The 26,701-nt window shown below is 60.1% G+C and carries 18 protein-coding genes; 10 read left to right on the top strand and 8 right to left on the bottom strand.

Annotation, left to right across the window (positions count from 1 at the left end):
* The 3 genes from P5540_02590 to P5540_02580 all read right to left on the bottom strand — a co-directional run bounded on the left by P5540_02590 (position 1) and on the right by P5540_02580 (position 5,246).
* Entirely contained in the window at positions 1–1,191 is a 1,191-nt protein-coding gene (locus P5540_02590; protein ID HRT63690.1) for a DegT/DnrJ/EryC1/StrS family aminotransferase, read from the bottom strand.
* Positions 1,188–2,300, bottom strand: a complete 1,113-nt coding sequence (locus P5540_02585) for a radical SAM protein (protein HRT63689.1) — start codon at positions 2,298–2,300, stop codon at positions 1,188–1,190. The genes P5540_02590 and P5540_02585 overlap by 4 nt, the downstream gene beginning before the upstream one ends.
* Positions 2,301–2,621: 321 nt before the next feature.
* Positions 2,622–5,246 (bottom strand): beta galactosidase jelly roll domain-containing protein, encoded by a 2,625-nt coding sequence (locus P5540_02580; protein ID HRT63688.1) that lies wholly within the window; start codon positions 5,244–5,246, stop codon positions 2,622–2,624.
* 161 nt (positions 5,247–5,407) lie between these two features.
* On the opposite strand from P5540_02580, the gene P5540_02575 reads away from it, so the two are divergent.
* The 7 genes from P5540_02575 to P5540_02545 all read left to right on the top strand — a co-directional run bounded on the left by P5540_02575 (position 5,408) and on the right by P5540_02545 (position 14,030).
* On the top strand, positions 5,408–6,853 hold the full coding sequence (locus P5540_02575; GenBank protein HRT63687.1) for a radical SAM protein: 1,446 nt from the start codon (positions 5,408–5,410) through the stop codon (positions 6,851–6,853).
* 69 nt (positions 6,854–6,922) lie between these two features.
* Positions 6,923–7,681 (top strand): 3-deoxy-manno-octulosonate cytidylyltransferase, encoded by a 759-nt coding sequence (gene kdsB, locus P5540_02570; protein HRT63686.1) that lies wholly within the window; start codon positions 6,923–6,925, stop codon positions 7,679–7,681.
* Positions 7,682–7,751: 70 nt separating this feature from the next.
* Positions 7,752–8,957 (top strand): hypothetical protein, encoded by a 1,206-nt coding sequence (locus P5540_02565; protein HRT63685.1) that lies wholly within the window; start codon positions 7,752–7,754, stop codon positions 8,955–8,957.
* Position 8,958: 1 nt separating this feature from the next.
* The gene (locus P5540_02560; protein ID HRT63684.1) at positions 8,959–10,548 is read left to right on the top strand and encodes a sodium/solute symporter; all 1,590 of its coding nucleotides are present in this window, start codon (positions 8,959–8,961) and stop codon (positions 10,546–10,548) included.
* 574 nt (positions 10,549–11,122) lie between these two features.
* Positions 11,123–12,304, top strand: a complete 1,182-nt coding sequence (locus tag P5540_02555; protein HRT63683.1) for an NAD(P) transhydrogenase subunit alpha — start codon at positions 11,123–11,125, stop codon at positions 12,302–12,304.
* 13 nt (positions 12,305–12,317) lie between these two features.
* Positions 12,318–12,596 (top strand): NAD(P) transhydrogenase subunit alpha, encoded by a 279-nt coding sequence (locus tag P5540_02550; protein HRT63682.1) that lies wholly within the window; start codon positions 12,318–12,320, stop codon positions 12,594–12,596.
* Between the two features lie 15 nt (positions 12,597–12,611).
* Positions 12,612–14,030 carry an NAD(P)(+) transhydrogenase (Re/Si-specific) subunit beta gene (locus P5540_02545; protein ID HRT63681.1) on the top strand — a complete coding sequence of 473 codons (1,419 nt, stop codon included), beginning with the start codon at positions 12,612–12,614 and terminating at the stop codon, positions 14,028–14,030.
* A 122-nt stretch (positions 14,031–14,152) separates the two neighbouring features.
* Here P5540_02545 and P5540_02540 read toward each other — a convergent pair whose 3' ends face one another.
* Together P5540_02540 and P5540_02535 are read right to left on the bottom strand one after the other, a co-directional pair.
* Positions 14,153–15,523: a hypothetical protein gene (locus P5540_02540; protein HRT63680.1), complete on the bottom strand. Its 1,371-nt coding sequence runs from the start codon at positions 15,521–15,523 to the stop codon at positions 14,153–14,155.
* A gap of 163 nt (positions 15,524–15,686) precedes the next feature.
* Positions 15,687–17,129: a hypothetical protein gene (locus tag P5540_02535; GenBank protein HRT63679.1), complete on the bottom strand. Its 1,443-nt coding sequence runs from the start codon at positions 17,127–17,129 to the stop codon at positions 15,687–15,689.
* Positions 17,130–17,376: 247 nt separating this feature from the next.
* Here P5540_02535 and P5540_02530 point away from each other — a divergent pair, with 247 nt between their 5' ends.
* A complete protein-coding gene (locus P5540_02530) occupies positions 17,377–19,668 on the top strand; it encodes a SulP family inorganic anion transporter (GenBank protein ID HRT63678.1) in 2,292 nt (763 codons plus the stop codon).
* A 27-nt stretch (positions 19,669–19,695) separates the two neighbouring features.
* Here P5540_02530 and P5540_02525 read toward each other — a convergent pair whose 3' ends face one another.
* Complete coding sequence (locus tag P5540_02525) at positions 19,696–20,232, bottom strand: hypothetical protein (GenBank protein ID HRT63677.1); 537 nt, start codon at positions 20,230–20,232, stop codon at positions 19,696–19,698.
* A 111-nt stretch (positions 20,233–20,343) separates the two neighbouring features.
* Here P5540_02525 and P5540_02520 point away from each other — a divergent pair, with 111 nt between their 5' ends.
* Positions 20,344–21,381 (top strand): hypothetical protein, encoded by a 1,038-nt coding sequence (locus tag P5540_02520; protein ID HRT63676.1) that lies wholly within the window; start codon positions 20,344–20,346, stop codon positions 21,379–21,381.
* Positions 21,382–21,466: 85 nt separating this feature from the next.
* Here the strand turns inward: P5540_02520 and P5540_02515 are convergent, their stop codons facing one another.
* Complete coding sequence (locus P5540_02515) at positions 21,467–23,611, bottom strand: endo-1,4-beta-xylanase (protein HRT63675.1); 2,145 nt, start codon at positions 23,609–23,611, stop codon at positions 21,467–21,469.
* A 306-nt stretch (positions 23,612–23,917) separates the two neighbouring features.
* Between P5540_02515 and P5540_02510 the strand changes: the two genes are divergently transcribed.
* Positions 23,918–25,117, top strand: a complete 1,200-nt coding sequence (locus tag P5540_02510; protein ID HRT63674.1) for a cellulase family glycosylhydrolase — start codon at positions 23,918–23,920, stop codon at positions 25,115–25,117.
* A gap of 16 nt (positions 25,118–25,133) precedes the next feature.
* Here the strand turns inward: P5540_02510 and P5540_02505 are convergent, their stop codons facing one another.
* The gene (locus P5540_02505) at positions 25,134–26,627 is read right to left on the bottom strand and encodes a hypothetical protein (GenBank protein HRT63673.1); all 1,494 of its coding nucleotides are present in this window, start codon (positions 26,625–26,627) and stop codon (positions 25,134–25,136) included.
* Between the last annotated feature and the right edge of the window lie 74 nt (positions 26,628–26,701).

Below are 26,701 nucleotides of genomic sequence, written 5' to 3'. Positions count from 1 at the left end.
TCAGATGCTTGCGTTCACGGCCTCCGCTACACGGGACACGGCGTCTTCCGTAATCCCGTCGTACATCGGCAACGCAATCGCCCGCCGAAAGACATAATCCACGTTCGGACAATCGGGGTATCCGAGCATGGCGGCGCAATTGTCCATGATTTCCTCTTCCACTCCGGCGTCTATCCCTTTGAACAGTAGACGGCGGCGCACGGCGGCCGCATCACGCGGCAGGATGGCCACGAAAAAGTAGTGAGTGGTTTCGAGTCCGTCGGAAACCTGTTGGCAGCGAATATCGTCCCGCAACATCTGCCGGTATTGCGCGGCCCGCCGCCTCCGCCATTGGAGCCGTTCTTCCAAGGTTTCCAACTCGCGCAAACCCAGACGAGCCCGAACGGACGAATATCTCTCATGGCTCCGGTGCGCTTCTTGGGAACGCCGGTACAGTCGGTTCATGGCGTCCCGCCACGACGGAGTTGACAACAGATACAACAACGGGAACGCAAGCCGGCTGCGAAACAGGAACTGTTCGAATTGCGTGGCGCGTATTTTTCGGAACAGCGCCGCATGCGACAAGGGTTCGACGTCGTTCGCAGCCCGCGCACGATCCAGAAGCATCGGATCACGACCAACCAGCATGCCGCCGCCGAAAGTATTCACCGGTTTCGTCATCTCGAAACTGAACAGGGCGGCCTCCCCGAACGTACCCACAGGCCTGCCGGCAACGGACGATCCCAGCGCGTGGGCGCAATCCTCCACGACTCCGATGCCCCGCGACGCGGCCATGTCCGTAATTTCGGCAATGCGGCAGGGCACACCAAACACATGGAGCGCCAAGATAGCGCGCGTTCGGGAAGTGATGCGCACCGAGATGGATTCCGGTGTGGCGTTCAGCGTCACCGGATCGATGTCTGCGGGGATCAACCGGATACCCAGCGCCTGGATCGGATGCAGAATCTCGCCAAATGTGTAGGCAGGCACGATCATTTCGTCTCCGCGCCGCAAGCCCATATGCTCGACTATCAGCATAAGGGCGCGGCGGCCCGAATGGAGGGCGGCGGCATCCGGCATGCCCACATATTCCGCGAAACGCCGCTCCCATTCCCGAACCTCCGATTTGTCGGACGTCAACGGCGTTTGCATCCAATCGCGGATGTCGCGAAGCAAGCAAGAATCGAGATTGACCCAACGTCGCGGGATCATGACCGTGGCTTTCCGTAGTAGAACGTGAATGATCGCAACGTGCGCCATAAACCATCCCACAGGGAATGATCGCCCAACCGCAGGCTCATCTCGGCGAACAAGGCATCCCAACACCGGCAATCGCAGGCATCCACCCGGTGGCGCAACACGTCGAATTCCTCGCTTCGCCACCATGCGTCAAGCGGACGCTTCCGCACGGACAATGACGTGGCGATATCCGGGCAAGGGCTGATATAGCCGTAGGGGTCCATCGCGCAGGCAGAGTAACCGGCAAAACACATCGTCAGACGACGATTCCACAGTGAGTCGGGAATCTGATTGATGAAATACGGGGATGTCGCCAGTAATCGCGTCTTTCGGACGGCTGCGGACAACGCGCGCATCTCCGCCCGAAGTTCGGGCAATTGCGACTCCTGAAACAACAGTTCGCCAAAATCCCCCTTTTCTTTGTGCTGATGCAACAGGTTCACATGGACGGGAGCGAACTTGATCTGGTGGACACCCAGTGATTCGGCAAAGGGGATCATGGATGCCACTCCTCGGAAATTAAGCGCCGTAATCGTGCAGTTGACGCCCAGATGTATCCGGGGCGCCAAGCGGCGAAAGCGGCTCAGCGCCTCGATGGCCTGGATATACGATCCCGCGCCCCGGATACGATCATTGACAGCCGGCTCCGGACTTTCCAGCGAAACGGAGATGCTCTGCGTGCCGCATTCCTGAAGCCGTTCGGCGGTTTCGTCCGTCACGAGGCCGCCATTCGTGCAGAGATGGGTGGCGATGCCATGTTCTCGGGCCGAGGCTATCAGATCGAAAAGCATGGCGCCCCGCGTCAGTGCCTCACCGCCCGAAACCAGCATCAGGCGGGTTCCAAGGCGGCGGGCCGATCGAAAAACCGCAACATATTCCTCCAGAGACAGTTCCGGTTCGCTCAAAGGAGATGGAATCCGGCTCACCCCGCACATCGAACAGCGCCTGTTGCACTGCCATGTGACAAACAAAAGTAGTACCGGAAGAAAATGAGGACGTCTGTGCAGCCGGCGCGCCCAAAAAACATCTGCCGCATGGATGATATTGCCCAGCAGCAGCCCGATTGACGATCCGTAAGTCATGCGACGATTCTACCCCGAAAACACACTTCGCCACCACCCTTGTTCAGGGCGAATGCATCCAACGTGCTTAGCGCCAAAACCCAGTTTCTCTTCGTGATCGTACTCGTCATCGTGCGCCTTATCGTGCGCATTATCGCGCGCATGATTTCGATCGTAATTCCACCGAATCGAACGAAACAAAATCAAACGGGAGTTTCCAATAACTCTTTACCGTCAGTCCTTGTTTCGATTACGATTACACGCACGAGCACAAAACCGCCCGTCGGAATGGAAGAACCTTGCAATTTCTCGCCGGTATGGCGGACGAGGCCCGCGGCCGTCTTATCGGGTGTTCCAGCCCGAAGCCGTAACGGTGGCCTTGGCCGGATCGAATCCTTCCGGAGGAGCAAAACGGACCTTCAGCGTGCGCGAGGCGCGGGGCAGCAACGTGATGTAGTTGTCTTCCCAGTAAGCCGGCGCTATTTCTGGAGCGTTCCCATCGGCCCGGATGGCAAGGCGCATCAGGAAAGCCGGCGCATCGCCCGTGTTTTCGATCGTCACTTCGGCGGTTTCTTCGGGATGAGTTCCGGCGCATCGCAACGTTGTTCTTACCATCACCGGCCTAAGTCCGTTGAGCGCCTTGTAATCGGCCACGCTTTTCGCGCGCAGGAAGGGCGTGTCGAGCGGCCCAGGCACGTCGCGCGTCGTCGAAAGCCAATAGAAATTGTCCGAGACCGGCGCGCCGTCGGACGCGTTCAACGCGAGACGCACAAAATAGGCCGGCGGAACGTTTGCGGGCACATCGAGGACAAACGCCTGCGTCTTGCCGTCGGGGCCGACCTCGACCTCCGCAGATTGACGTCCGAGTTCCCTGCCGTCCAAGTCATAAACGACGGCCGCCGCGGCAAGATCCTTCACGGCCTCGCCGCGCGTGTTCACGACCCAGACGGATGCGTCGTCGTAGGAATACTGGATATGCAGCGGTTCGCAGGCCTTCTTTGCCCCGTAGTATCCCGCCGTGGCGAGCAGATACCAGTCCACATAGTGCCACGTCATCATGGCGGGCCATGCGGCATCGTACTTCCATGTCGTAATGCCGGTCGCGGAATACTTGTTGCGCGCGTATGCTTCGAACATGGCCCGTGCGCACTCGTAATTGAGCGCTTCGGCCTTGCGGACGAATGCCTCGATGCCGTCCGGCTCGCCATAGCGGTCATTCACGGCCTTGACCACGGGCCCGAAATAGGTGCCGCCCTGCGTGACGGTGTGCAGCGAGGCGGCTTTCGTCCACAACGGCCACAAAGCGTCGCCGGGCAACATGCGGCGGATGCTTTCCATCGGTGCGACAATGCCCCCGACGCCGCCGGACTGTGCGAACCCCCACGCGCCGGTTTCCTTGCTCAGGTAATATTGGGCGGGCGAGGCGTAGGTCCAGAGCAGCAGGCTGCCGGTCCGCGTGCCGCCGGTCTCGAATCGCTCGTCCACGTCGAACGCACCGGAATGCGGCTGATAGGTCCGGTCCGGCGTGAGCCGTTGAATCAGGCCGCGATAGGCCTCGTCGAGCGTTTTCGTGGGAAAGGTCTCGTCGTGGCCGAGAAAATGGACGAGGCTCGGATGGTTGCGGATCCGCAGGAGCGTGTCTTCAATGCAAGCAACGGCCAGCGGTTCGTCGGGAATACTGCGCCCGAACAATTGTTGCGTGACCATAATCCCGTACTCGTCGCAAAGATCGTAAAAATCCTTCGTTTCGCGAATCGAGAACCCCTCGGATCGCAGCATGTTGAGATGACCCTCGCGGGCATACCGCACCAGCGCTTCATAACGTCCGCGCGGGAGACGCAGGAGCATGTCGGCCGTCATCCATGCTCCGCCGCGAATCAGCACGTTGCGTCCGTTCACGCGATAGCCGCGCCAACCCTCCTCGTTGATATAGGTCGTCGCCTCGCGGATGCCGAAACGCGTTTCGACGGCATCGGATTCCCGGCCACCAACCGAAACGGACCAATGCGCCGTGTACAATTCCTGCGGGCCGAGGTCGTTCGGCCACCACACGCGCGGTTTTTCGAGACGAAGCGCCGCAAACTGTTCCGGCGCGAACACGATTTCACGCGATTCACCCGCGGTCAACTCGACCGTCTGTTCGATCGCGATGGATTCAACGGCGGCCCGGACAACCGCCTTTACCGGCGCTTGGGCCAGGTTTACCGCACGAACCGACAGGGTCAGATCCGCTTTCGCAAGCGACGGGACTTCCAGTTTGCTTGCCGTATATGGGTCGCGTAGCGCGACCGGGCCTGTTGCCGTAATATACACATCTTGCCAAATACCAGTGTTCAAGTCCGGCGGCTGCGGATTGTGATCGTCCCAACCGGTCGTCGCTTCGATTTGCTTCGTGCGATACGCCTTCTTGGGAACATGCCCCGGCCCCGTGACTTCGAGCGCCAGGACGTTCTTCGCGCCGGCGCGCAAGCCGTCCGTCACGTCGAACGCGAACCGGCGGAACATGCCGACAGTGGATTGGTCGTCCGCGATGCGTTTGCCGTTGAGCCAGACGTTCGCACGATAATTGATCCCGTCCACATGCAGCGTGAGCCGCTTGCCGGTCCACGACGCCGGAACCTCGAACGACGTCCGGTACCACCACGACGGATAGAATGGGCTGTCTTCGTCCATCACGAGCCACAATCCCGGTTTGTAACCAGGAATCTTCGTGATGTTGTCGCCGATATACGGATCGGGATACGTGCCGTCCGCCACGAGCGCGGCCAGTAGCGTCGCCGGTACGGACGTCGCATGCCATCCTTCCACGGAAAAAGCCTCGCCCGAAATCGCTTCGCCCGAAGCCGTTACCAAAGCCGAGGATTGGAGCGCCCAACCTTCGCGCAGGACCAGCACGTCGTCCGCCATGGCAGTGCGCGTCGAAAGGACCGCCGAGAATGCCAGTATTGCCGCAAGCACATGTTTCATTTGTCCGGTTTTCCTAGGTTGTGTATTTTGTTTTTTTGAGAAAATGCGCACACAAATGGTTTCCTGCATCCGCATCCGCCGTATTCAATGGTATATTCGCGTACCGCAGAGAGCAAAAATTAGACCGGTTCAAGTAGAATCGGTGTCAAGGCGCAGACAGTATGCACAAACTTCGCGTGGCTTTTGTAATAGACCGCTTGGGCGTGGTGGACGTGCTGTCCATTCCGCAGGTGGCGGGCTGGGTGTTCGAACGCGGGCACGACGCAATGCTGGTCGAGTATGGACGGCGGCCGGATCAGGCGATTCGTGAATTGGAGGCATTCGCGCCGGACATCGTCGCCTATTCGGTCTGCTCGAATGAAATAGACCGCTATTTGGCCATCAACCGCGAATTGAAGCGGCGGCTGCGGTTCTTTACGTTGTTTGGCGGCGCCCATCCGACCTATATCCCTTCGCTTGTCGAAGAAGAGGGCGTTGACGCGATCTGCCGGGGCGAAGCGGACCTTGCCTTTCCTCTTTTCCTCGACCGCTTCGGCGCGGATGCGATGTATGACGTGCCGAATTTCGCGTTCCGCATGCCGGACGGCGCGATTCGCGAGAATCCGCTCGCGGACTTGGCGCCGGATCTCGACGCGTTCCCGTTTCCGGCCCGCGAACTGGTGTTTGATAAAAGCCCGTTCATGGCGCGCAGTCCGATCAAGGCGTTCATGGCGGGCCGCGGGTGCCCGTTCGGATGCGCGCATTGTTTCAACAGCGCCTACAACCGCCTGTATGTCGGCAAGGGCCGCATCATGCGCACCAAAAGCGTCGGATATCTAATAAGGGAAATCCGGAGCGTGCGCGAGCGGTATCCGCTGACCTTCGTGCGCTTTCACGACGATGTTTTCGGTTATGAGCAGGACTGGCTGGCGAAATTCGCGGACCGCTTTCCAAAGGAGGTTGGGCTGCCGTTCTCATGCTACATGCACCCGCGCATGGCGACGGACGACGCCGTCCGGCGGTTGAAACAGGCCGGTTGCCACGCGATCTGCATGGCGGTTGAATGCGGCAATGAACGTATCCGAAACGAGGTGCTCAACCGCGCCGTGTCGAATGAGGAAATTGTCGAGGCCGCGCGCCGCTTCAGGGAAGCCGGTCTGCGCCTGTTCACGTTCAACATGGTCGGAATTCCCGGCGAGACCGATGAGGACATTCTCGACACAATTCGCCTGAACCGCCGGATTGGCGCGGATTTCGCCGACGTGTCGGTGTTCCAGCCCTATCCCGGCACGCAGGCGCACGCCTACTGCCGCGAACATGGCCTGCTTGCCTCGGAAAACGGCGGCTTCGACAACATCTATTCGCGTTCCTATCTGAATCTCGACCCGGCGTTCAAACACCGCATTTTCGTGTGGCACAAGTGGTTCATGACGATCGTCGCGCGTCCCGGCCTGGAAAAATGGGTGCGCCGCATGCCCGAATGGCGGTGGCTCGACGAATGCCTGCATTTTTATTACCGATTCCAGTATGGCTATTTGCTCCACAAGCGCATCTACGCATCGTGCGTCCCGTTGCGTGTGCAACTCCTCGGCGCACGGGAGGTCCTTCTGTCGCGAAACCGGATTTGACGTGGCGGGCGATTTGCGTTATACCGTCACTTTACACATTCGGCTTACGGGACCAGGAGGGTTACTGGCATGGCGAGAGCCAAAGTGATAGGCATCATCCCGGCGCGATATGGTTCGACGCGCTTGCCCGGCAAGGCGTTGCGGCTTATCGCCGGAAAGCCGATGATCCAGCGCGTGCTCGAATGCTGCCGGGGCGCGTGCGTGCTGGACGCGGTTTACGTGGCCACCGACGACGAACGGATCGCGGAGGCCGTCCGCGCCATCGGCGGCGAAGCCATCATGACATCGCCCGATCATCCCAGCGGCACGGATCGTCTTGCCGAGGCGGTCCAGCGACTCGAAGGCGACATCGTCGTGAATATCCAGGGCGATCAGCCCTTCGCCGATCCGCGCATGATCGAAGAAGCGGTGCTGCCGCTTTTGAACGATCCGAAGCTGCCCATGGCGACCGTGGTACATGCAATCGCCAACGAAGAAGACCTTCACAACCCCAGCGTAGTAAAGACGGTCGTGGACTTGACGGGGAATGCGCTGTATTTCTCGCGGTCGTTGATTCCTTATCCGCAGAAGGCCGTGGCGCATGCCGTATATGAGCACGTCGGCCTGTATGTCTACCGACGGGATTTCCTGCTGCGTCTCGCGAAACTGCCGCCCACGCCGCTTGAACAAATCGAGTCGCTCGAACAACTGCGCGTCCTCGAAAACGGATACCGCATCCGCGTGGTCGAGACAAAATGCACGGATCACACGTTTACCGGCTTCAGCGTGGATACGGAAGAAGACTTGCTGCGAGCCGAGGCCATGCTGCGCGAACGCGGGCTGGACTGACGATGGGCAACCGGCACAAGGGCGTTCTCGATTGCAAAGCAAGCAAAAACTTGCCGGGGAAGGAGTGTGCATGACCGTACATGAGGATTTGTTGAATGCGATAGCCGCGGAACTCGATCCCGTCATGCTGGAACGTGTCCGTTCGGTTGCGAAGACCATTGCGGACGTCAAGCAGCGCGGCGGGAGAGTTGTCGTCGTCACGGGGAGCGGCCCGAATGTGCATGAAGGCGTCACAACACTCCTCGCGGAGTTGATGCGGGTGGGTGTTGTTGACGGTGTCACGACGAGTTCGGCGGTGGTTTCGCACGAGATGGGCGGGACGCTCGACAAGGTCAAGCGATGTCCGGGCATACCGCTCGGATTGCCCCCGGCCATCCTCCCGAAAGGCGGCGAATTCGAGTTGACGCTCCTCGACGAGCAGGCGATGGCCGAAATCCGGTCGCATTTGCCGCTCGACGACGCCCTCATCGCGAAACTCGAACAGGCGGAAGGCAAGACGATCATCAAGGCGGCGGGCAACCTCGGCTATCCGATGGGGCTTTGGCTCGAATATTTGGCCCGGGAGATACTCTCGCTCGCGCGCGGCCATGGCAAAACCTTCGAGGAAATCGCCGGGCTTGGCGCGGACGAACGCACGATGATCGGCATCGGCGCGCGAAAAGGGATTCCTGTGCTGGTCACGATTCCGCAACTGATTGGCGGCGGGGCGGTCGGCCTGTGCATCGGCGACAGCATCAGCCTTATGGAACGCGCGACGCGCCTTGCGCGCATGCTCGACGGGGCGGACGTGATTATCGAGTCCGGCCTCGCGCTCACGCAGGAAATACACGACGGGCCCTTCGAAACCTACACCGGCCACGGCCTTTGGTCCACGTGGCAGGGCCATTACACGTACAGCCTCGCGGGAAAGACGCTCGTCCGCATAGACCTGGATTCGGCGCTGGAGCGCGTCTGTCAGGTCGAGCGCGAAGGCGGCGCGGTGCAGGCGGCCATCGCGCAGGGTCTGCCGAAAACGAAACTGTTCAAGGTGCCGTTCCGGATGGAGATGTCCGGCTTTGCGCGGCATGAGGGCAGCATTCCGATCATCGGCGACCTCGGCGCGGTATGGCCGTTGCTGGCGTCGGACATCGCGCGGCGGCTCGGCGTGGAACTCGGTTTCCTCTCCTATCCGCAAGGCACGGACGCGGGCAAAATGATGCGCGAGGCGATCGTGCGCGACGTCCGCCCCATCAGCCGCAAGCGCATGATTGAGGCATTGCGCGGGACGCGCGCCTGACATGGGCGTTCATTGGCGGGCAATTGACAGCGTCATCATCGTGGCCTATTTCGCCGCGATGTCGGCGATGGGCTGGTATTTTGGACGCCGCGCGAAAAGCACCGAGCAATACTTCGTCGCGGGGCGATCCTATCCCGGCTGGATTCTCGGCGTATCGTTGTTCGGCGCGACCATCAGTTCGATCACGTTCGTGGCCTATCCCGCCGACGCCTTCAAGACGGCCTACCTGCGCTACCTGCTTTGCATCATGCTGCCCGTGGGCGTGCTCATCGCGTCGCGGCTCTTCGTTCCCTTTTTCCGGCGCGGCCACGTGACCTCCGTGTTCGAATACCTTGAAGGACGTTTCGGGCCGCGCACGCGAACCTACGGCGCGTCGGTTTTCATTCTCGCGCAGTGCATTCGCATCAGCCTCATCCAGTACCTCGTCGCGTTGCTCATGCACCGCATCACGGGCTGGAGCGTGCCGACGTGCATTCTCGCGGGGGGCGTCGTCACCGCGTATTACACCGTGGTGGGCGGCATCGAGGCCGTCATCTGGACCGACTTCCTTCAATCGGCGATTCTCACGATGGGAGGTCTGCTCATTCTTGGGACGATCGTCTGGAAACTTCCGGGCGGCATGGGCCAGATGTTTTCCACGGCATGGGCGGAAGGCAAGTTTTCGTTCAGCGAACTCGGCGCGGAGGGAAGCCTGACGCCGATCCCGTGGGGCTTATCGCTGTCTCACAAGACCGTCGTCATGCTGCTTATCGTGGGACTTTTCCAATGGCTGGCGGAATACAGCACGAACCAGGAAGTCATCCAGAAATACTGCGCATCCAAAACCGCCAAGGATGCGCGCCAAGCCATGTGGCTCTGCTGCCTGTTCAGCGTGCCGACGTGGGGCTATTTCATGCTCGTCGGAACGGGACTCTTCGTTTTCTACCGCGTCTTTCCCGACCCCGCCGCCGCCGACATGCTCCACGGCGCGCGCAAGGCCGAGGAAATCCTCCCTTATTTCATCACGACCCAATTGCCCGCCGGGCTTTCAGGCATCGTCGTCGCCGCTGTGCTCGCGGCCGCCATGTCGAGCATGTCGTCGGCCATGAACTCGATTTCCGCCGTTGCCATCACGGACGTGTACAAGCGCTGGTTCGCACGCGAACGCACGGAACGCCATTTTGTAATCGCCGCCAAATCCGTCACTTTCGCCAGTTCGCTTGTCATGATCGGCGGGGCCTACTGGCTCTTCCGATCCGAGAGCAAAACGTTGCAGGACCTCTCGGTGGAATTGCAGGCCATCGTTGGAGGCGGCCTGCTGGGCCTTTATATGCTGGGCTTTTTCACAACGCACGGCGACGGACGCGCCACGGGCGTTGGAATTCTCTTCGCCGTGATCTTCTCCGCGTTCATATCGCTGGCGGGACTCGGCTGGCTGCCTCAGGGCATGACGGATGCGCTCAACGCCCATTTCGATTCCTACTACACCGGAGTCGTCGGAAACGCCGTCATGTTCACCGTGGGATTCTTCCTGTCGCGTGTTTTGCCGCGGCGCGAACGCAACCTGCGGAACCTGACGGTCTGGACCCAGGACGCCACGCCGCTCGATTGAATTCTTGGCATCGCCGCCATCCCGTTCCTGCCCGTTGTCATCATCGCAATCGAAATCGTCCCAACAACACAATACGCGATTTTAAAAATGCCTTGAGTCAGTCGCCACCAGTAGAACAGGTGGCTTGAGGGAGGTCCCGTAAAGGGGCCAGTAGATTTGTGCTCTTGATCGTGCTCGTAATCGTAATCGAATCATCGAAAACTCTTGATGGAGCGCTGCTGTGATGGGCCAGTACTATCCTCACACTTTATTGTTGCTCCCAACGTATTCAACCGGCGCGGACAAGTCTTTCCGATCAACTGCAATTGCGATTACGAGCACGAGCCGCAATGCCCCAATCAAGGGTGTGCGGATTTTGAAACCTTGGCCCGCATTGAAAATGTCCACAATCCCTTCTACAATGAGCATCGGTTCCCTATTGAATCATTTGAGTTTGGATTGCATCACATTGATGGATTGGCGGTTCGATCACGGAAAAATGCACGGGTTCAATCGCGCGCGTTGAAGGCACAAATAGGCAGTTCGCCCTGTTCTGGCGCGCGGGGCGGGGCATTTTGCATGTGGAGGTGCAGGTATGTCGTTCAAGGGCTTGACGCTGGGGATCCCCGTTGAAATCATGGAGCATGAATACCGGGTTTCGGCGATACCCGAAACCGTGGCGAAGTTCATCGAGCAGGGCGCGCGCGTGCTGGTCGAAAGCCGGGCCGGCGAGGCCGCCCACCACTACGACGACACGTACCGGGAGGCCGGCGCGGAGATCGTGCCCGACAGCGACAGCGTGTTCGAACGGGCCGATGTGATTCTAAAGGTCAAGGAACCCCAGTTCGATGTTTCCAGGAACCGCCATGAGACGGCGCTGATGCGAAGGGGGCAAATCTTGGTCGCGTTTCTTCATCCGGCATCGCCGGCCAACCATCGCATGGTCCGCGATCTAGCCGAAAGGGGCGTCGTGAGTTTCACGCTGGACGGCGTGCCCCGGATCAGCCACGCGCAGGCCATGGATGCGCTGACTTCCATGAGCACGGTGGCCGGTTACAAAGGGGTCGTCATGGCGGCGGATCAGCTGGGTTGTCTCATGCCGTTGACCAACACCGCCGTGGGCATGCTGCCGCCCGCACAGGTGTTTGTCGTGGGAGCCGGTGTCGCCGGCTTGCAGGCCCTGGCCACGGCGAAGCGGCTGGGCGCCGTCAATTTCGCGGCGGACATCCGCCCGGAAGCCGTGGAACAGGCGAAAAGCCTTCGCGCGCAGATTGTCGAAACAGGCGTTCCCCCGGATATTTCCATCGGCGCGGGGGGATACGCCAAGGCCCTGCCTCACGAGTGGCTCTTGCGGGAGCAGGAAGCCATCCGGCAAACCGTGATCCGGTCGGATATCGTCATCTTGTCGGCCTTGGTGCCCGGACGCATCGCGCCGGTCCTTGTGACGGAAGAGATGGTCCGGGGCATGAAAAACGGGTCGGTGATAGTGGATATCGCCATTGACCAAGGCGGCAATTGCGCGCTTACGGAATCCGGCCGCACCGTCGTCAAGCACGGCGTGACCATCATCGGCGCCAAGAACATTCCCGGATATGTCCCGCAGAGCGCCTCGTGGCTCTTTTCACACAACCTGTACCATTTCCTGTCTTACCTGATTCGGGACGGCGTGGTGCGGACCGATCGCAACGATGAAATCATCGGGCCTACCCTAGTGACGCTGGACGGCGAAGTGGTGCATGCCGGAGCACTCGAAGCCATGGCGCAATGCGCCGGATAGAAAGGACCTTCCCGTGCGCTTGTTGCTTCTGCTCGTGGTGTTTGCCGTGTCAACGGCGGCCGGCTACCGCATTATCCGCCGGGTGCCGCCCCTGCTGCATACCCCGCTCATGTCCGGCATGAACGCCATTTCGGGCGTGACGGTCCTGGGATCGCTGGCCGCGACAGCGGCGGCGCTTTCAACGGGAAGCCGCCTGCTTGGCGCCGCGGCCATCGTGCTGGCCATGATCAACGTCGTGGGCGGTTTTGTCGTTACGGATCGCATGCTGGGCATGTTCCGTTCAAAGCACTGAGGGAAAACGGGGACCATGTATGTCTTGGCGCAAATAGTATTGGCCATCGCCCTTCTTTGGGGCATACGGCTGATGGGGAAAACGGAAACGGCGCGCCTCGGCAACCGGCTGGCGGCCGCGAGTCTGTTGACAGCGATCGTTCTGGTGTTGGGACGTTCCGGCACGTTGAACATGCCGATCATTCTCGTTTCCCTCGCGGTCGGAAGCGCCATCGGGCTGATTTTGGCCCTTCGTATCACCATGCTTCAAATTCCGCAAATGGTGGCGCTGCTGAACGGATTGGGCGGCGCCGCTTCCCTGCTGACGGCTTTACTGGCCGTAGCCGGCGGAAAAGGCACTGGCAGCCTGGTCGGTCCCGCGGCCGGCAGCATGGCCGTCGCCGTGGGCGGTGTGACATTGGGCGGAAGCCTCGTCGCCGCGGCCAAACTGCACCGCCTGTTGCCGCAACAGCCCGTATGCGCGCGGGCCAATCGCCTCATCGCGCCTGTTCTTCTCGTTTTATTGGGCCTGTCAGTGGGAATGGCGATTTTTCCCGCCGGATTCGGAACGATGCCGGGGCTTATGGCGGTTGCCGTTTGCGCCGTGGCGTTTGGCGTCTTTTTTGCCTTGCCCGTGGGCGGCGCGGACATGCCCATTACGATATCGCTTCTCAACGCCATGTCGGGCATCGCGGCGAGCGTCTGCGGATTGGTGGTGGATGACGCCCTGCTGGTGGCGGCGGGCGCCATTGTCGGCGCAACGGGATTGATCCTTACGCGGGTCATGTGCGCCGCGATGAACCGATCGCTTTTCCAGGTTCTCGTGGGGGCTTCCGCGACGCCGGCCACCGAACCCGTTGCCGGCATCGCGACCGATGAATCCGCTCCGCCCGCAGCCACCCCGGCTCCGGGCGCATGCGGCGCTTCGGCCGCCTTCGATCCGGTGGAATGCCTGCTGGAGGCGCGGCGCGTCGTCATTGTCCCGGGATACGGCATGGCGCTCGGCGAAGCGGAGGCCCTCGTGCGGGATTTGTATGAATTCCTCGAACGCCGGGGCGTGGACGTAAAATTCGCCATTCATCCCGTGGCGGGACGCATGCCGGGCCACATGACCGTGTTGCTGGCCGACGTGGATATCCCTTACGACAAGATGATCCAGCTGGATGCCATCAATCCCGAATTTGCGCAAACCGACGTGGCGATCGTCGTCGGAGCGTGCGACGTGGTCAATCCCGCGGCGATAACGGCAAAGGGGACGCCCATTTACGGAATGCCCATCCTGCACGTGCATGAGGCCCGGCGGGTCATCGTCTGCAACGCCGACACCCAACCCGGATATTCGGGTATAGAAAATCCCCTCTACGCGCGGGACAACGTGGCCCTTCTGTTGGGCAATGCCGCTTCGACCCTTGACAATCTATTGAAGGAATTGCAACTGCGGGGACATCAAACGTGACACGCAAGCACCTTCTTGAAAGCACCGAGTCCCCGGACTAGTCCCTGGAGCGTGGATCCTATTCCGGCCCAGACGGCAAGTGTTGTAGCGGAAGACGCAAGCGCCCGCCGGTCGGCCCGCGTTTATTCGCGGCGAAGGATAATCAACGCGCCAGCCAGTATGCAGGCCGCAGCCACCAAGCAGAGACCGATGATGCCCATGGCAGGCAGCTGGCCTTGGGGAACGACTTTCACAATCGCCGGCGGAGACGTATAGGAGGCTTTGCTTGCATCGGTCGCAATGCAGGTGTAGACACCTTCGTGTCCCGGAGTCAGGTGCTCGATGGTGAAGGCGGCCGACGTGGCGCCGGGATAGTCGCTGCCGTCTTTTTGCCACTGGTAGGAAACGGCGCCGACGGCGCCGACGACCCGCACGCTCAGCGTTAGGCTGTCACCGACGGAAAACCATCCGCCGCGCGGCGCCAACACAAAGGTCAGGGGCATGTCAATGCTCGTATAGCCGATATCGTATAGAGCGGCCCGGTCAATCAGGCCGTATTCGCGGACGGATTCGCCGGGAACGAGCGCGGGTTTCATGGCAACGCCGAGGGTCTTGTTCCAGAATCCCAGGCTTTTCTTGGAATTGAAAACCGCCGGGGTATACACGTCCGGCTTGCCCTCGTTGAACTCGATGGTCTTGGCGCCGGCAAAAAACACGCCGCCGGCGCTACCGGTCAGATTGGCGGCCACGCCCTGAAATTGCGGCGGCGAACCCAGCCACAGGCGGTTTCCCTGGCCCGTTTCCAGCAGACTGTCCCACACGCTGTACCCCATGACCGTCCCCAGTTTGCTGCTGCCGTCCGATTTCGACAGCGTCACAAGGCCCAGCCCCTGCGTCAGCACCTGAAGCAGCGCGGCCCGAAAATCGAGTTGGCCGGCGGAAGGGGAACCGGCGCCGGTGTGCCACGGCCAGCCGAAGTCCATCGTGATGAATATATCGTCCAGTTGCGTGCTCATGTCGTGGTTGTTCCAGATATGCTCGAACGCATAGCCGTTGGCAAAGCCCGACACCTGCGAAAAATATGCCCCGCCCTCGTAGTACGACGCGGTGCCGTCCACAAAGGATCGGTTGAATCGGACGTCGCAGCTTCGATCCGGAAGCCGCAGGATGCCGCTGATGTACGCGAGCACTTCGACCACGCAGGCCCGGCGCTGCGCGCCGAGATTGACATCGTCGAATCCTATCCCCGTGTGCTGTTCGACATCCGTGTAATAGACGTTGAACGTAACCCCCGCAGCCTTCGCGCCCGCCGTATCGCAAGGCGGCATCGCCGAGGCGGCGTACGGACCCGGATTGTCCGTGTCCACGCATATCGCGCCGTCCGATACCGGCAGAAAAACCGTTTCGGCCCATGCTCCCGGGACCAGCGCCAGCAATCCCACGAAGCCGGCCGCGATACCCAGACAGCGGCGGCGGCACGGACTTTTCATTGATAAGCCATTGTAAATAAACATGTTATCACTCCTTCCGGCCTTTAGGGGCCAAAATCCATGGAAAAAAACACACCCTTTATCGCCAAACCTCTCGACGAGATAAACCTTCCGGTTCTCTTTGGCTATGTTTTACCGTTTATACTGTAATCTGAAAGCGGCTGTTTCGTCAAGTTTGAGTTCCGGATTATTCACCAAACCGCAAGGCATACAGGTCGGCGTCCTTCATGACGAACGCCAGCCGGACGGATTTTCCGGCCAGTTCGGCCACATCCGCCTTCTCTTTCCATGCCACGGGGCGCGCAATCTCGTCGCCGACCAATTCGATGGCGTCGGTGCGGGCATATCCCGGAATCGGCGTGCCGTCCGGGTTCTGTATCTCGACCACGATTCCGCCCGCGGATGACGTGCCGTAATTGACGAAGAGCCGTTTCCCCGCGAATCGAAGCGGCTTTGTTCGGCATTCGCCGCCCGCGAAGGGCGCGTGAATCGAGGCGAACCCGTCCGTCCGGATCGTCATCCGCTGCAGGCAGGCCGTCGGCAAACCGTAATCGCGCTCGATATAGAAAGACATCTCCGCAGGACCCGTCGGCACGACGCCGTTCGCGGCATAGTTCGTGCGCGTCACCCAATGATTCAACCCGATGCCCGGCCGCACGAAACTTTCCATGAACGTCCGGTCGTACCGCAGACCGCCCCGGCTCGTCATCAGCACGGTATCGGAACAATCCGCCGTGCTGTCCGGCGTCGCCCCTATGGACGCCGCCTTCTCCGCCGGCACGACCCTCCGCCCCGGCATGAACCGCGCCGCCAGCGAGATGTAGACATGCGGCGCGCGGAAATAGGGGCTTGTCTGGTTTACGTACAGGTGTTCCATCGGCGCATCGCCGAAGGTCATCGGTTCCGGCGGCGTCCAATTCAGAAGATCCGGCGACGTCGTGCGGCTGATCGTGCGATAGCCCGAATAACCGCCCTCGACCCATGTCCGGAAATAGCAGACGTAGCCGTTTTCCGGCTCCGACCAGAACGCGACATTCTGCGAATCGAACGCGCCCTTTGTAATCACCGGTTCCTCGCGAAACTTGCGCCAGTGAAAACCGTCCGGCGACACGAACAGGCAGAGTCCGCTCTTCTCGATGCCGGCCAGCGCCTTGTACCGTTCATCGGCGGGCACGCCGGGCCGCGTGTCCAGAAACGGCGCGAAATTGTGCGAAAACGGCGCGGCCTTGGCCAGCACGATGTTGTTGTCCTTCGATCCGCCAAACTCGAAGAGTCCCAGCGACGGTTTGGTGAAATGAATCCCGTCCACGCTTTCCGCGTAGCATGTGAATTCGGCGTCCGTGCCGTCTCCCCCGTCGGCGCCCAGCCCGCGGTAATACAAGCGGTACGCCGGATCGTCCCAAATGATTGTGATATAGCCGCAATGACGCCCTTCCCATGGCCTGTCGAATTTCAACACGATCTCGCGGGCAACCGGTTGCGCCATTTGCAGCGACACCCCTTGCATGGTTTCGATGAGATAATGGTCCACGAACGGTTCGAGCCGTCCGCCGATGTCCAGCGCGTCCAAGTCCTGCGCCATCGCCGCGCCGCCCGCCAATGCCATCATAATCGCCAGATATCCCCGCATCGTTTCAGACTCCTCTTTGATGGGACGTTTCTGCCTTTAGACTACTCGCCTGCCGCTTACAAGACAAGAGAACCGTCGGCAGAAAACCGTGGACATGCCGCTGTGTCCTCTTGTTCCTTATGGTCCCTTGTCGGCTGCGGATCGGCCATTGTCCGGGCAAGCGTGCAGAAACGACACAAGGCGGTGTAGAATCGCGGTTGCCGTACATGCGCGAAGCGGCGCAATGGCCAGGGAACGATGGACGGATATGGATGAAGAAAAGACAGTCCCCGGCAAGGCCCCAAGGGGTATCGAGACGAAAAAGGGTTCCGTTATTGCCTCGGTGGTCTCCCGTATGCCGTCCCTCCGTTCCGGGCTGGGTGATTGCCTGGGCGGATTGGCTGCGATGCTGGTGGCATTGCCTTCGGCGATTGCGTTTGGACTGATTGTCTATGCCCCTCTGGGAAGCGAGCATGCGGGCAAGGCGGCCGTGGCCGGCGTGGCCGGAACGATAGCGCTGGGTCTGGTGGCGCCCGCGTTTGGCGGAACGTCGCGGCTGATTTCGGCGCCATGCGCGCCGGGGGCGGCGGTGTTGGCGGTGTTCGTGGGGGAACTCGTGCGAAACCGTTCGATTCAACCGGAAACCATTCCGCTGTATGTAGCGCTGGTGGCGCTTCTGGCCGGACTGCTTCAATTCGTCGCGGGAAGTCTTGGCGGCGGCAAATTCATCAAGTATATTCCGTATCCGGTGGTGGCGGGCTATCTCAACGGCCTCGGCATTTTGATCCTTGCCGGGCAACTTCCGAAATTCTTCGGATTGCCGAAAGACGTATCGTTGTTTTCCGGCCTCGTAGCGCCCGAATACTGGCAATGGCCGTGTATCGCCGTGGGAACCGCGACCGTTTTCGCGATGCTGCTTGCGCCCCGGATAACCAAGGCGATTCCTGCGGCCATTCTTGCGCTTGTCGCCGGCATTGCCTGTTACGCGCTGCTTGCCCGATCCATACCGGCGCTCGCCTCGCTGCAAGGCAACACCTTCGTGATTGGCCCCATCGCAATGACCGGCGCCGGATTCGTGAACGCCGCGGCGCACCAGTGGGCACAAATAGGACAAATTGGATTCGACGGGCTCGGCCTCGTGGTGGTGCCGGTGTTTACGCTGGCGATTCTTCTTTCGATCGACACTTTGAAGACGTGCGTGATCCTGGATGCGATGACCTATTCCCGCCACAATTCGAACCGCGAACTGGTCGGGCAGGGACTTGGCAACATGGCCTCGGCGCTGGCGTGCGGCATTCCGGGCGCGGGAACGCTGGGGCCGACGCTGGTCAATGTGAACAGCGGCGCCCAGACGAGCCTGTCGGGCTTGTTCGCGGGTCTGTCCGCGCTGGCGGTGTTGCTGTTGATAGGACAGCTCATCGCGTGGATTCCACTGGCCGCGCTGGCGGGAATCCTAATCGTGGTCGCTTATCGCATGCTCGACTGGAGCAGTTTTCGGCTGTTGAAACACCATTCGACCGTCTTCGATTTTTTTGTCATTCTGTCGGTGGTTGTTTCGGCGGTAAGCATGAGTCTTATCGCGGCGGCGGGTGTTGGAATCGCCATGGCCATATTACTTTTCCTCCGTGAACAGGTCCGGTTTCCGGTCGTGCGCCGGAAAGCGTTTGGCAATCAGATCTTTTCCAAGAAAAAACGGCGCCCGACGGATTTGCGCGTCCTGGAATCGGAGGGGATGAAGTCCGTCGTGTTCGAATTGCAGGGGCAGTTGTTCTTCGGCACCGCAGATCAACTGTTCTCGGAAATGGAGCCGCACCTGTCGAAGTCCAAATACATCCTGCTCGATATGCGCCGGGTGCGCTCGGTGGATTTCACCGCCGCGAACATGCTCCGGCAGATTCATGCGCGCATCCGGGCCGGCGGCGGACGCCTGCTCTTTTCTTCCGTTCCGCAGACGCTTCCGACCGGCCAGAACGTCAAGGATTACCTGGGCTATTTGGGACTGGCCGAGTCGCTGGAAGACGTGATGTTCTTTCCCGAACTCGACGACGCGCTCGAATGGATGGAAGACGCGGTTCTGTCAAATGCCCGCGCCGGCACGCTGTTTGGAATGGGCGAAATCCTCGATATGTCCGGCATCGAATTTTTTGCGGGACTTTCCGCCGAGGCCATGGCGGATCTCCGCGCGTGTGTGACCGAGCGGACCCACGAACCGGGCGATCACATATTCAGTCGCGGCGACCGGGGCGACGAGATTCTCTTCATCCGCCAAGGGACCGTGAAAATACTTCTTCCGCTTCCGGACGGCATGACCCATCATCTCGCCACGTTCGGCGCGGGTGATTTCTTCGGCGACATGTCGTTCCTTGATCGTTGCGAACGTTCCGCCAACGCAATCGCGGTAAATCGCGTTTCGCTGTACGTTCTGTCCCGGCAGGTTTTCGACGAAGTTTCGCTGCACCATCCCGTAACGACACGAAAATTCTTTGAGCGTCTTTCGCACGCCATCTCGATGCGATTGCGCCAGACCAACGCGGAACTCATGGCGCTGGAACAAAGTTGATCGCGTGTCCGGGGAAATCCCGCCCCGTTATTTGCCGGGCGTGAGAAAAAAGGCGCGCAACGACACGGCGAGCAATAACGCCGCGCAGCCCAGCACGGCGATATGGGCGCCCCAGAGTTTGATGAAACCGGGCGAGGGCGGAAGCGATTCCGCTGGAGCATCTTTCACGACGGCGACAGCCGGAACGGGTTCGGCCACAGGAGCTGGTTCCTGATCAAATCCGGCCATGGCACGGGCGCGCTCGGCCCATTCGACTTCGGACTTGGGGATGCGTTGTCCGGCAATTTCAACAAATCCCACCTGTTCCCAACCCGCCCGAATGCGGTTTTCGCGATCCGCGGAACGTTCCCGACGCTCGACAACCACATCGGATTCGCGCCCCTGCCAGTAACGCGGCTGCGAGAGCCAAGGCTCATCGAATTCGACGCGGCACCAGTCCCGCCCTTCCTGCGTTTGCCGGTCCTCCCAAAAAACGGCCGCGGTCGTCCCGTCCGGAAACGATACAATCGTCGTGGGACGGTCGGTAGCCGCATGGTTTGCGGCAAACGCAAGCAGGACAATCATGGAACCATAAACCATGGCCCCAGTATAAGTAGGAAAAGGGCTGCTTGACAAGTGTTCCGTATCTGGCCGATCATGACTCATTGAAACTCGTAAAGCAGGGAGAACCGTCCGATGAAAAAAATTTCCGCATTTGCGTTGTGTGTATTGACAGCCGCATGCGCCACCACCCGGGACGGCGGTGGAAAGCCGCCCAAAACGGCCGAATCCGACAACAGGCCGCTTGCCGAGACCATCAAGGAGCCGGTCGTAATGAAAGATCCAAGGCCGCTTGTGACCATCATGCAGGACATCGGAACGCTCGGCGACACGGTGGTGCATTTTGGCGAAACGGTCGGGGGCGGTTTCGTAGTCATGAAAGGCATTGAAAACCGGCCTGTCCCGCCGATGAATTACCAAAAAACGGATTACAAGAAAGCGGTTACGGAAATCGCCGCCGCCACCCAGTGCAATGTGGCGGAATATCCCCATTATCTTTTTCTGTATCCGCAGGGTTACGAGAGCCTTCTGGGCCTGTCGCTGTCGGGACGCCTCGATCCCGCCGTGGCGGCCAAAACCGCGGCCATGACGTTTGGAGCCGATACGCCCTTATATAAAGCGCTTACCCTGCTCAGCGCCTCGATGGGCACGGCGATACTGGCCGACAATGTGCTTTCCGAAGCGCGCACCGGCGCCGTGACGCTTGCGGAACTTCCCCTCGGCGAGGCGCTGGAAGCCCTGCTCAAATCGGCGCGCATATCGCCGGACGCATTCCAGGTGGAAAGCACCCCGGAATACCTCTTCCTCTACGCGGGACCTCCTGCGCCCCCCCGCGGCACGCTGATTGGCGAAGAGACCTTGACGGAGGAGGATCGGGCGTATTTGGACACCGTCATCGAACTGTATTTGCCGGAGCGGCCGGCCGACACCAAACAGTATGCGATCCCATCGGGCGCGGCCACGCTGGGGCGTGTCCTCGATTCGCTTTCAGAGCAACTCAATCGGACGGTGATTGCCGCGCCGGGCATGGAGGATTTTCCCATAAACCCGTGCGCTTTGGTCAATGTGCGGATTCGGACCGCGCTGGATTTGCTTATCCGCCAATGGCCGCTGCCGGATTTCGGTTATGCGATCGAAGGCGGGCAAATCATCATTCGCCGCAACAAGGAGTAACAAGGCGGGAAAACAAGACGGCGCCCAAACGCCGCGCGGCCCGGGTTTTCCGGGCCGCGAACGGTGTAACAGGTTTTTTTGCCTGTTAGAGCGAAACATTGAGGGTTGTGGAGGCGCGCTCGCTGATGGTGGCGGTGCGGGTGTACTTTGCGCCGGTCGAAAGTGTGATCGTCACATCGTACGTGCCGCCGAAACCGCTCAATGTGGTTGTGCCGCTCGTATTGGTCGTTCCGCTGGCCGTGGTCGTCCAGCCTTTGATGAGGCTCTGGATGCGGGTGTAGGCGGCCTTCTTGCGTCCGCCGGCATCAATCAGCCCACCGGCCAGCACCGAACTGTTCGCATCGCTCATGTCCCACCAGGTAATGGACTGCATGTTCGCGGTGGCGAAGGCCTGCGTAAAGATGCGCTCGGCATAGTCCGCCTGCGTCGCCTCGGTCCACGATTCCCGCCAATAACCGTTGTTCCAATCGGGGGCCTTGTACGATGGGACCGAGAACTCGGTGATGTGGATGGGTTTGCCAAACTGCCCGTAGCGGGCGGTCATGTCCACGAACCAGGACGGCGTCATCGCGGGGCCTTCCTGATAGTTGAAGTCCGCGTTGAGTTTGTGGCCGGGGTAAAACTGGATGCCAACCGTGTCGAGGCCGTTCAAGCCCTTGGCGGCGGCGAATTGTTTGAGACACTCGGTGTAGGTCAACGGGAAATTGTCGTAGGGCCGGTTGTCAAGCGTGTAGAAGGCGTATTTAGCGCCGAAACTGTTTTCATGCGGGCTGTTGACCAGCGACACCAGACCGCTGACAGCCTTGAGGTTGCCCGCGGCGGACGCAAGCAGGTCGTTCATTTGCTCGCGCGAAAAATTCAGGGCGTTCGTCGCGGGAACTTCGTTCATGGCTTCCCAGAGCGTGATTTTTGTCTTGAAGGCATTGACGAGGTTTTGCTGGTACAGCAACGCCTGCGCCTGGACGTCCGCCGCCGGCATCGTGTATGTGCGCGACGGCAGGATGCCGTAGCCCTGCATCCACACGATTCCATGCGCCTTGACGTCGAATCCCATGTTTTTCGCGGCGGTGATGCCGTAATACGAATCAATGATGGCCGGATCCAGCAGGACATTCGGGCTCGATTCCATCCACGACCAGCCGAACAGCATCGTGGCCATTTCAAAACCGGCATCGCGCGCGGCCTGGTACATCGAGGCGTTGAACTGGCCGCCGATGTACGAACCAAACTTGAACGAATGCGCGCGCTGCGTAATGACCACCTTGGCCTTCGACTGGGCCTTGCCCGACTTCTTCACGACAACGGTCAGGTTGCCTTTGCGGACGGCGGGAATGTTCGCCTTGGCGGCGGCGAATTCGAGGTCGTCGCGCAAGGCCAGCGCCTGCGACAACACGCTATCGGCGGCGGCGGCGCGCGCCACCGGATTTGTATTGGCCTTGGCGGCGGCCAATGCCGAAACCAGGTTCGCGATGCTCGTCGAAGCACTCGAAGCGAAACTCGGCTGGCGGCGGACCAAATCCGCGACGGCGGTCGAGGCCAATTCGACATTCAGGTCAAGCACCATGGATTCTCCCGGAGCGCTCAACTGATAGCCCGCACCCGCGTTGTCGGCCTTGAGTAACAACTTGCCGTAGCCGGGCACTTGCCAAAACAGCACGTTGACGGCGAACGTCTTGCCCGGTTCGACGACCAAGGCAGGCAGACCAAGGTCGCGCGGCGAACCCTGGGCACGCGCGGCATCGTCGTACACCGGCCAGCATGCGGCCTCGCGCAATTCGTCATCGGTGTTGGTCGCGTACACGAATTGCCCGCCGATCGTGCCGTTGGCGACGTAGTTTACCCACCGCATGAGGTTGCCGTTGGCGTCGTATCCCTTCAACACAAGGCAGCCCGAGGCGGGAATACGGACATTCGCGTTCTGCTCGCCGCGAACGAGGTATGTACGCGGAGCGTTCGCGTAAACGCCGATCCCTTGCGCATTCACCGGTGCATTCGGCTGGACGAAGAGCAGGCCGTTTGAAGTGTTGGCGTTGATGGCGAAGGCGCCTTGCGCATTCGAAACCGCCGCACCAAGATATTGATAGTTGGCATCCAACAACCCGACGTAGGCGTATGGAACCGGCGTGCCGTTGTTGTCCGCAACCGTGCCGCTGATGGCGCCCGCGACCGGGGCCGCACACGCCATTATAATGAAGGCCATTCCGCTCATCCGTTGGATTGTCGTATTCATAGGCCGTCTCCTCAGTGTTCGTTGTTACCGCTCAACTGTTCCGGACAGACAGAGCAACTGATGCGCCAAAAATAAAAACAGGCCTCCAAGTGACGATAACGCTCTGTTTATCAACGGGTTGCGCACCTTTAGAAAACCCGGCGTCCCGTATCACCGTCGTTGCCGGACATCGCCCCCATTGGCAATCTGACAATTCTCCGGCGTTTTCGGCACTCGAAGCGATGAGAAGACTTGGCCGTATGGGAAAGTTGTTGTTTTTTGATCCGCGGAATGAACCTTTTATAATCGCAGCGAGAGGATCGTCCCATGATTTGGTTGCAGGGAACCGTAATCCTATTGACCGGGCTGTCCGTGGCCGGCGGCGCGGAACCGCCGAAACCGGCGCTGACAATCGGCGAAGGCGGGGTTGTTCTCCGGGACGGCAAACCGTATCGCGGGATCGGAATCAATTTTTTCAGCGCGTTCAGCCGGTTCATGCTCGACGAGACCGATCGCAGTTATCGGGAGGGTTTCGCGGAACTGGCCCGGCGGAAGATTCCGTTTATTCGCTTCATGTGCGGTGGATTCTGGCCGAAGGACTGGCGTCTGTATCGGGAAAATCCCAACGAATATTTCCGGCGGCTGGACCTGTTTGTCCAAGATGCGGAACAGGCGGGAATCGGCCTGATACCGAGTTTGTGTTGGTATAGTCCTTGTATACCGGACATCGTGGGCGAACCGCGCAGCGCATGGGGCAATCCGGAGAGCAAAACGATTGCGTTCATGCGCGCGTATGTCGGGCAGGTGATTTCCCGCTATGTGCGTTCCCCGGCCATTTGGGCATGGGAACTGGGCAACGAATACAGCCTCGACGCCGACCTGCCCAATGCGGCGGACCACCGCCCGTGGGTCCATGTGGAATTGGGCACGCCGCCGGAGCGAAGCGCGGCGGACGATCTGACGCACGACATGGTCGCGACGGCATGCCGTGAATTCGCCGCCGCCGTACGGAAGAGCGATGGTTTCCGGCCGGTTACAAGCGGGCATAGCCTGCCGCGTCCAGCCGCGGAGCATTTGCGAAACCGCCGATCATGGGAACCGGATTCCGCGGAGCAATTCCGAAAGAACCTGATTGATATAAACCCGGATCCCATCAATCTAATCTCGGTCCATATCTATCCCTTCGACAAGGAAAAACGGTTTGGACACGAAAATGCGTCGTATGCGGACATCCTGCGCGAATGCATGCGGGCGGCGTCATCGGCGGGCAAGGGTTTGTTTGTGGGGGAATTCGGCGCCGAGGACGATCCGAAGCATCCCGATCCCGACATGCCGCGCAAGGAGGTCGAAGCGATGATCGCCGCAATAGAGGCGACCGGCGTGCCGCTGGCGGCGATATGGAACTACGACCTGCCGGCTCAGGAGCAATCCATCAACATCACCCCCACGAACAAGCGCGCGTATCTGCTGGATTTGCTGAAAGAAGCCAACGATCGCCTGAGCCGTTCCGAAAACACCCCCCGGTAAAAGTGAGAACTACCCGCTATTGCACAACATCCGGCGATTCGGGGATGTCAACGGGCTGCATCACGCGTTGCCACCACGGCAGGACCACCGACTGCAAAAAAACTGCGAGCAACACGATATGGAACGAATCTATTTCGAAGCGGTCGCGGTTGGCCTCCGTAAGCCCAAACAAGATGCCCGACGCGGTGACATGGAAGATCGTGAACAGCATGAAGAGGAGCACGCCGCGTTCCGCGCCGCCGCCGCGTCTTGCGCGCCATGCGCCGTAAACAAAGAGGGCCGGCCATCCGATCAACAGGAACACGTACGGCACATGCTTCGAGGCGCCGAGCCACGGGAGGTATTGGGAGAGGGGAACATTGATTTTTCCATAAACGACGCGGTCGTACAACGCATTCAGCCAATCCAGGGACGGCACGCCGACATGGTTCGGCGAATAAAAGGCAAGCGCTGCCCATGCGGTGCTGCATAGAAAGGTCCGCGGGTAATGACGGATCGCATACATGGCGTCTTGCAGGTAGCATTTGGAAATGCGGATTTGGGAAAGATGGTTGTGGTTGACTTCCCCCGTTGACTTGTTTTTTTCGCGGAGCGCGGGGATATTTTCATAACCTTTTACTTCGCGGATTTCGGGCGGATAAAAATCTATCGCCCAGGACCGATCCACCAACGACACGGCCGAGATTTTGCCTTCTTCGGCTAGCCGGACACGTTCCTTCCACGGCAGGTTTCCAACGGTTTTGATCCACGGACCCTTGCCGAAAGACGACATGGTCGTGAACTGTCCGAACAGGACGTAATTTTTCAGGTAGAAGGAAAACAGGAGAAGGCCCGGCAGCAACGCCATGGCCAGATGCCGGCGGCGAAAGGGCCGCAGATGGATCAACAGGCCCGCGGCTATCGCAAGATAGTAGACAAGATGGTACATCGGCTGAATGCCGCCGAGCAGGAACAGCGCGGCAAAGAAACCCCAGCCCGCCCATGCGCGTTTTTCCGACAGGAAGACATGCAGCAGCAGCGCCGCCGCCACGAGCAGCGCCGCGCAGTGCAGCGTATACAGGAGCAGGTGTTCGTACAACACGAAGGACGGACTGCATACGAACAGGAACGTAAGCACGAACGAGAGTTTCTTCGACACACCCAGCCGGACCATCAGCGCAAAAAGCATCAACGACAGCGCCAGACCCGTCGCGATGAATATCGCGTAGAATACCGGCGCATGGAAGCCGGAAAACAATTTCAGGACAATGCCGATGGCTAAGTTGTACAGCGGCGGCTGTATGTGCAGATGGAGGCAGGTTTCGAACAGGCGCGTGCGCAGCAGTTCCGGATCGGCGTAATGGGCAAAGGTTTCCAGCGGCGACACATCGAAACGAACGCCCATCGCAAACAGAAAAACGGTATACCCCACAAAACACAGCATCATATAGGCACGCAGGCGATCCATCGGCGCGTGCTCGAAAGGGTCGCCGTTGTCCGTTGGCGCTGACGTTCGATCTTGTTCGCTCATTTCGGACGCCCGTGCCGGCCATCTCGTGCGCCGGCGGTTCGACGGCGATGGGCATCGCTGTCCAAAACGATTGT

This window comes from Candidatus Hydrogenedentota bacterium (assembly GCA_035450225.1).
Lineage (GTDB): Bacteria > Hydrogenedentota > Hydrogenedentia > Hydrogenedentales > SLHB01 > DSVR01.
This window is presented reverse-complemented; position numbering and strand designations above follow the sequence as displayed.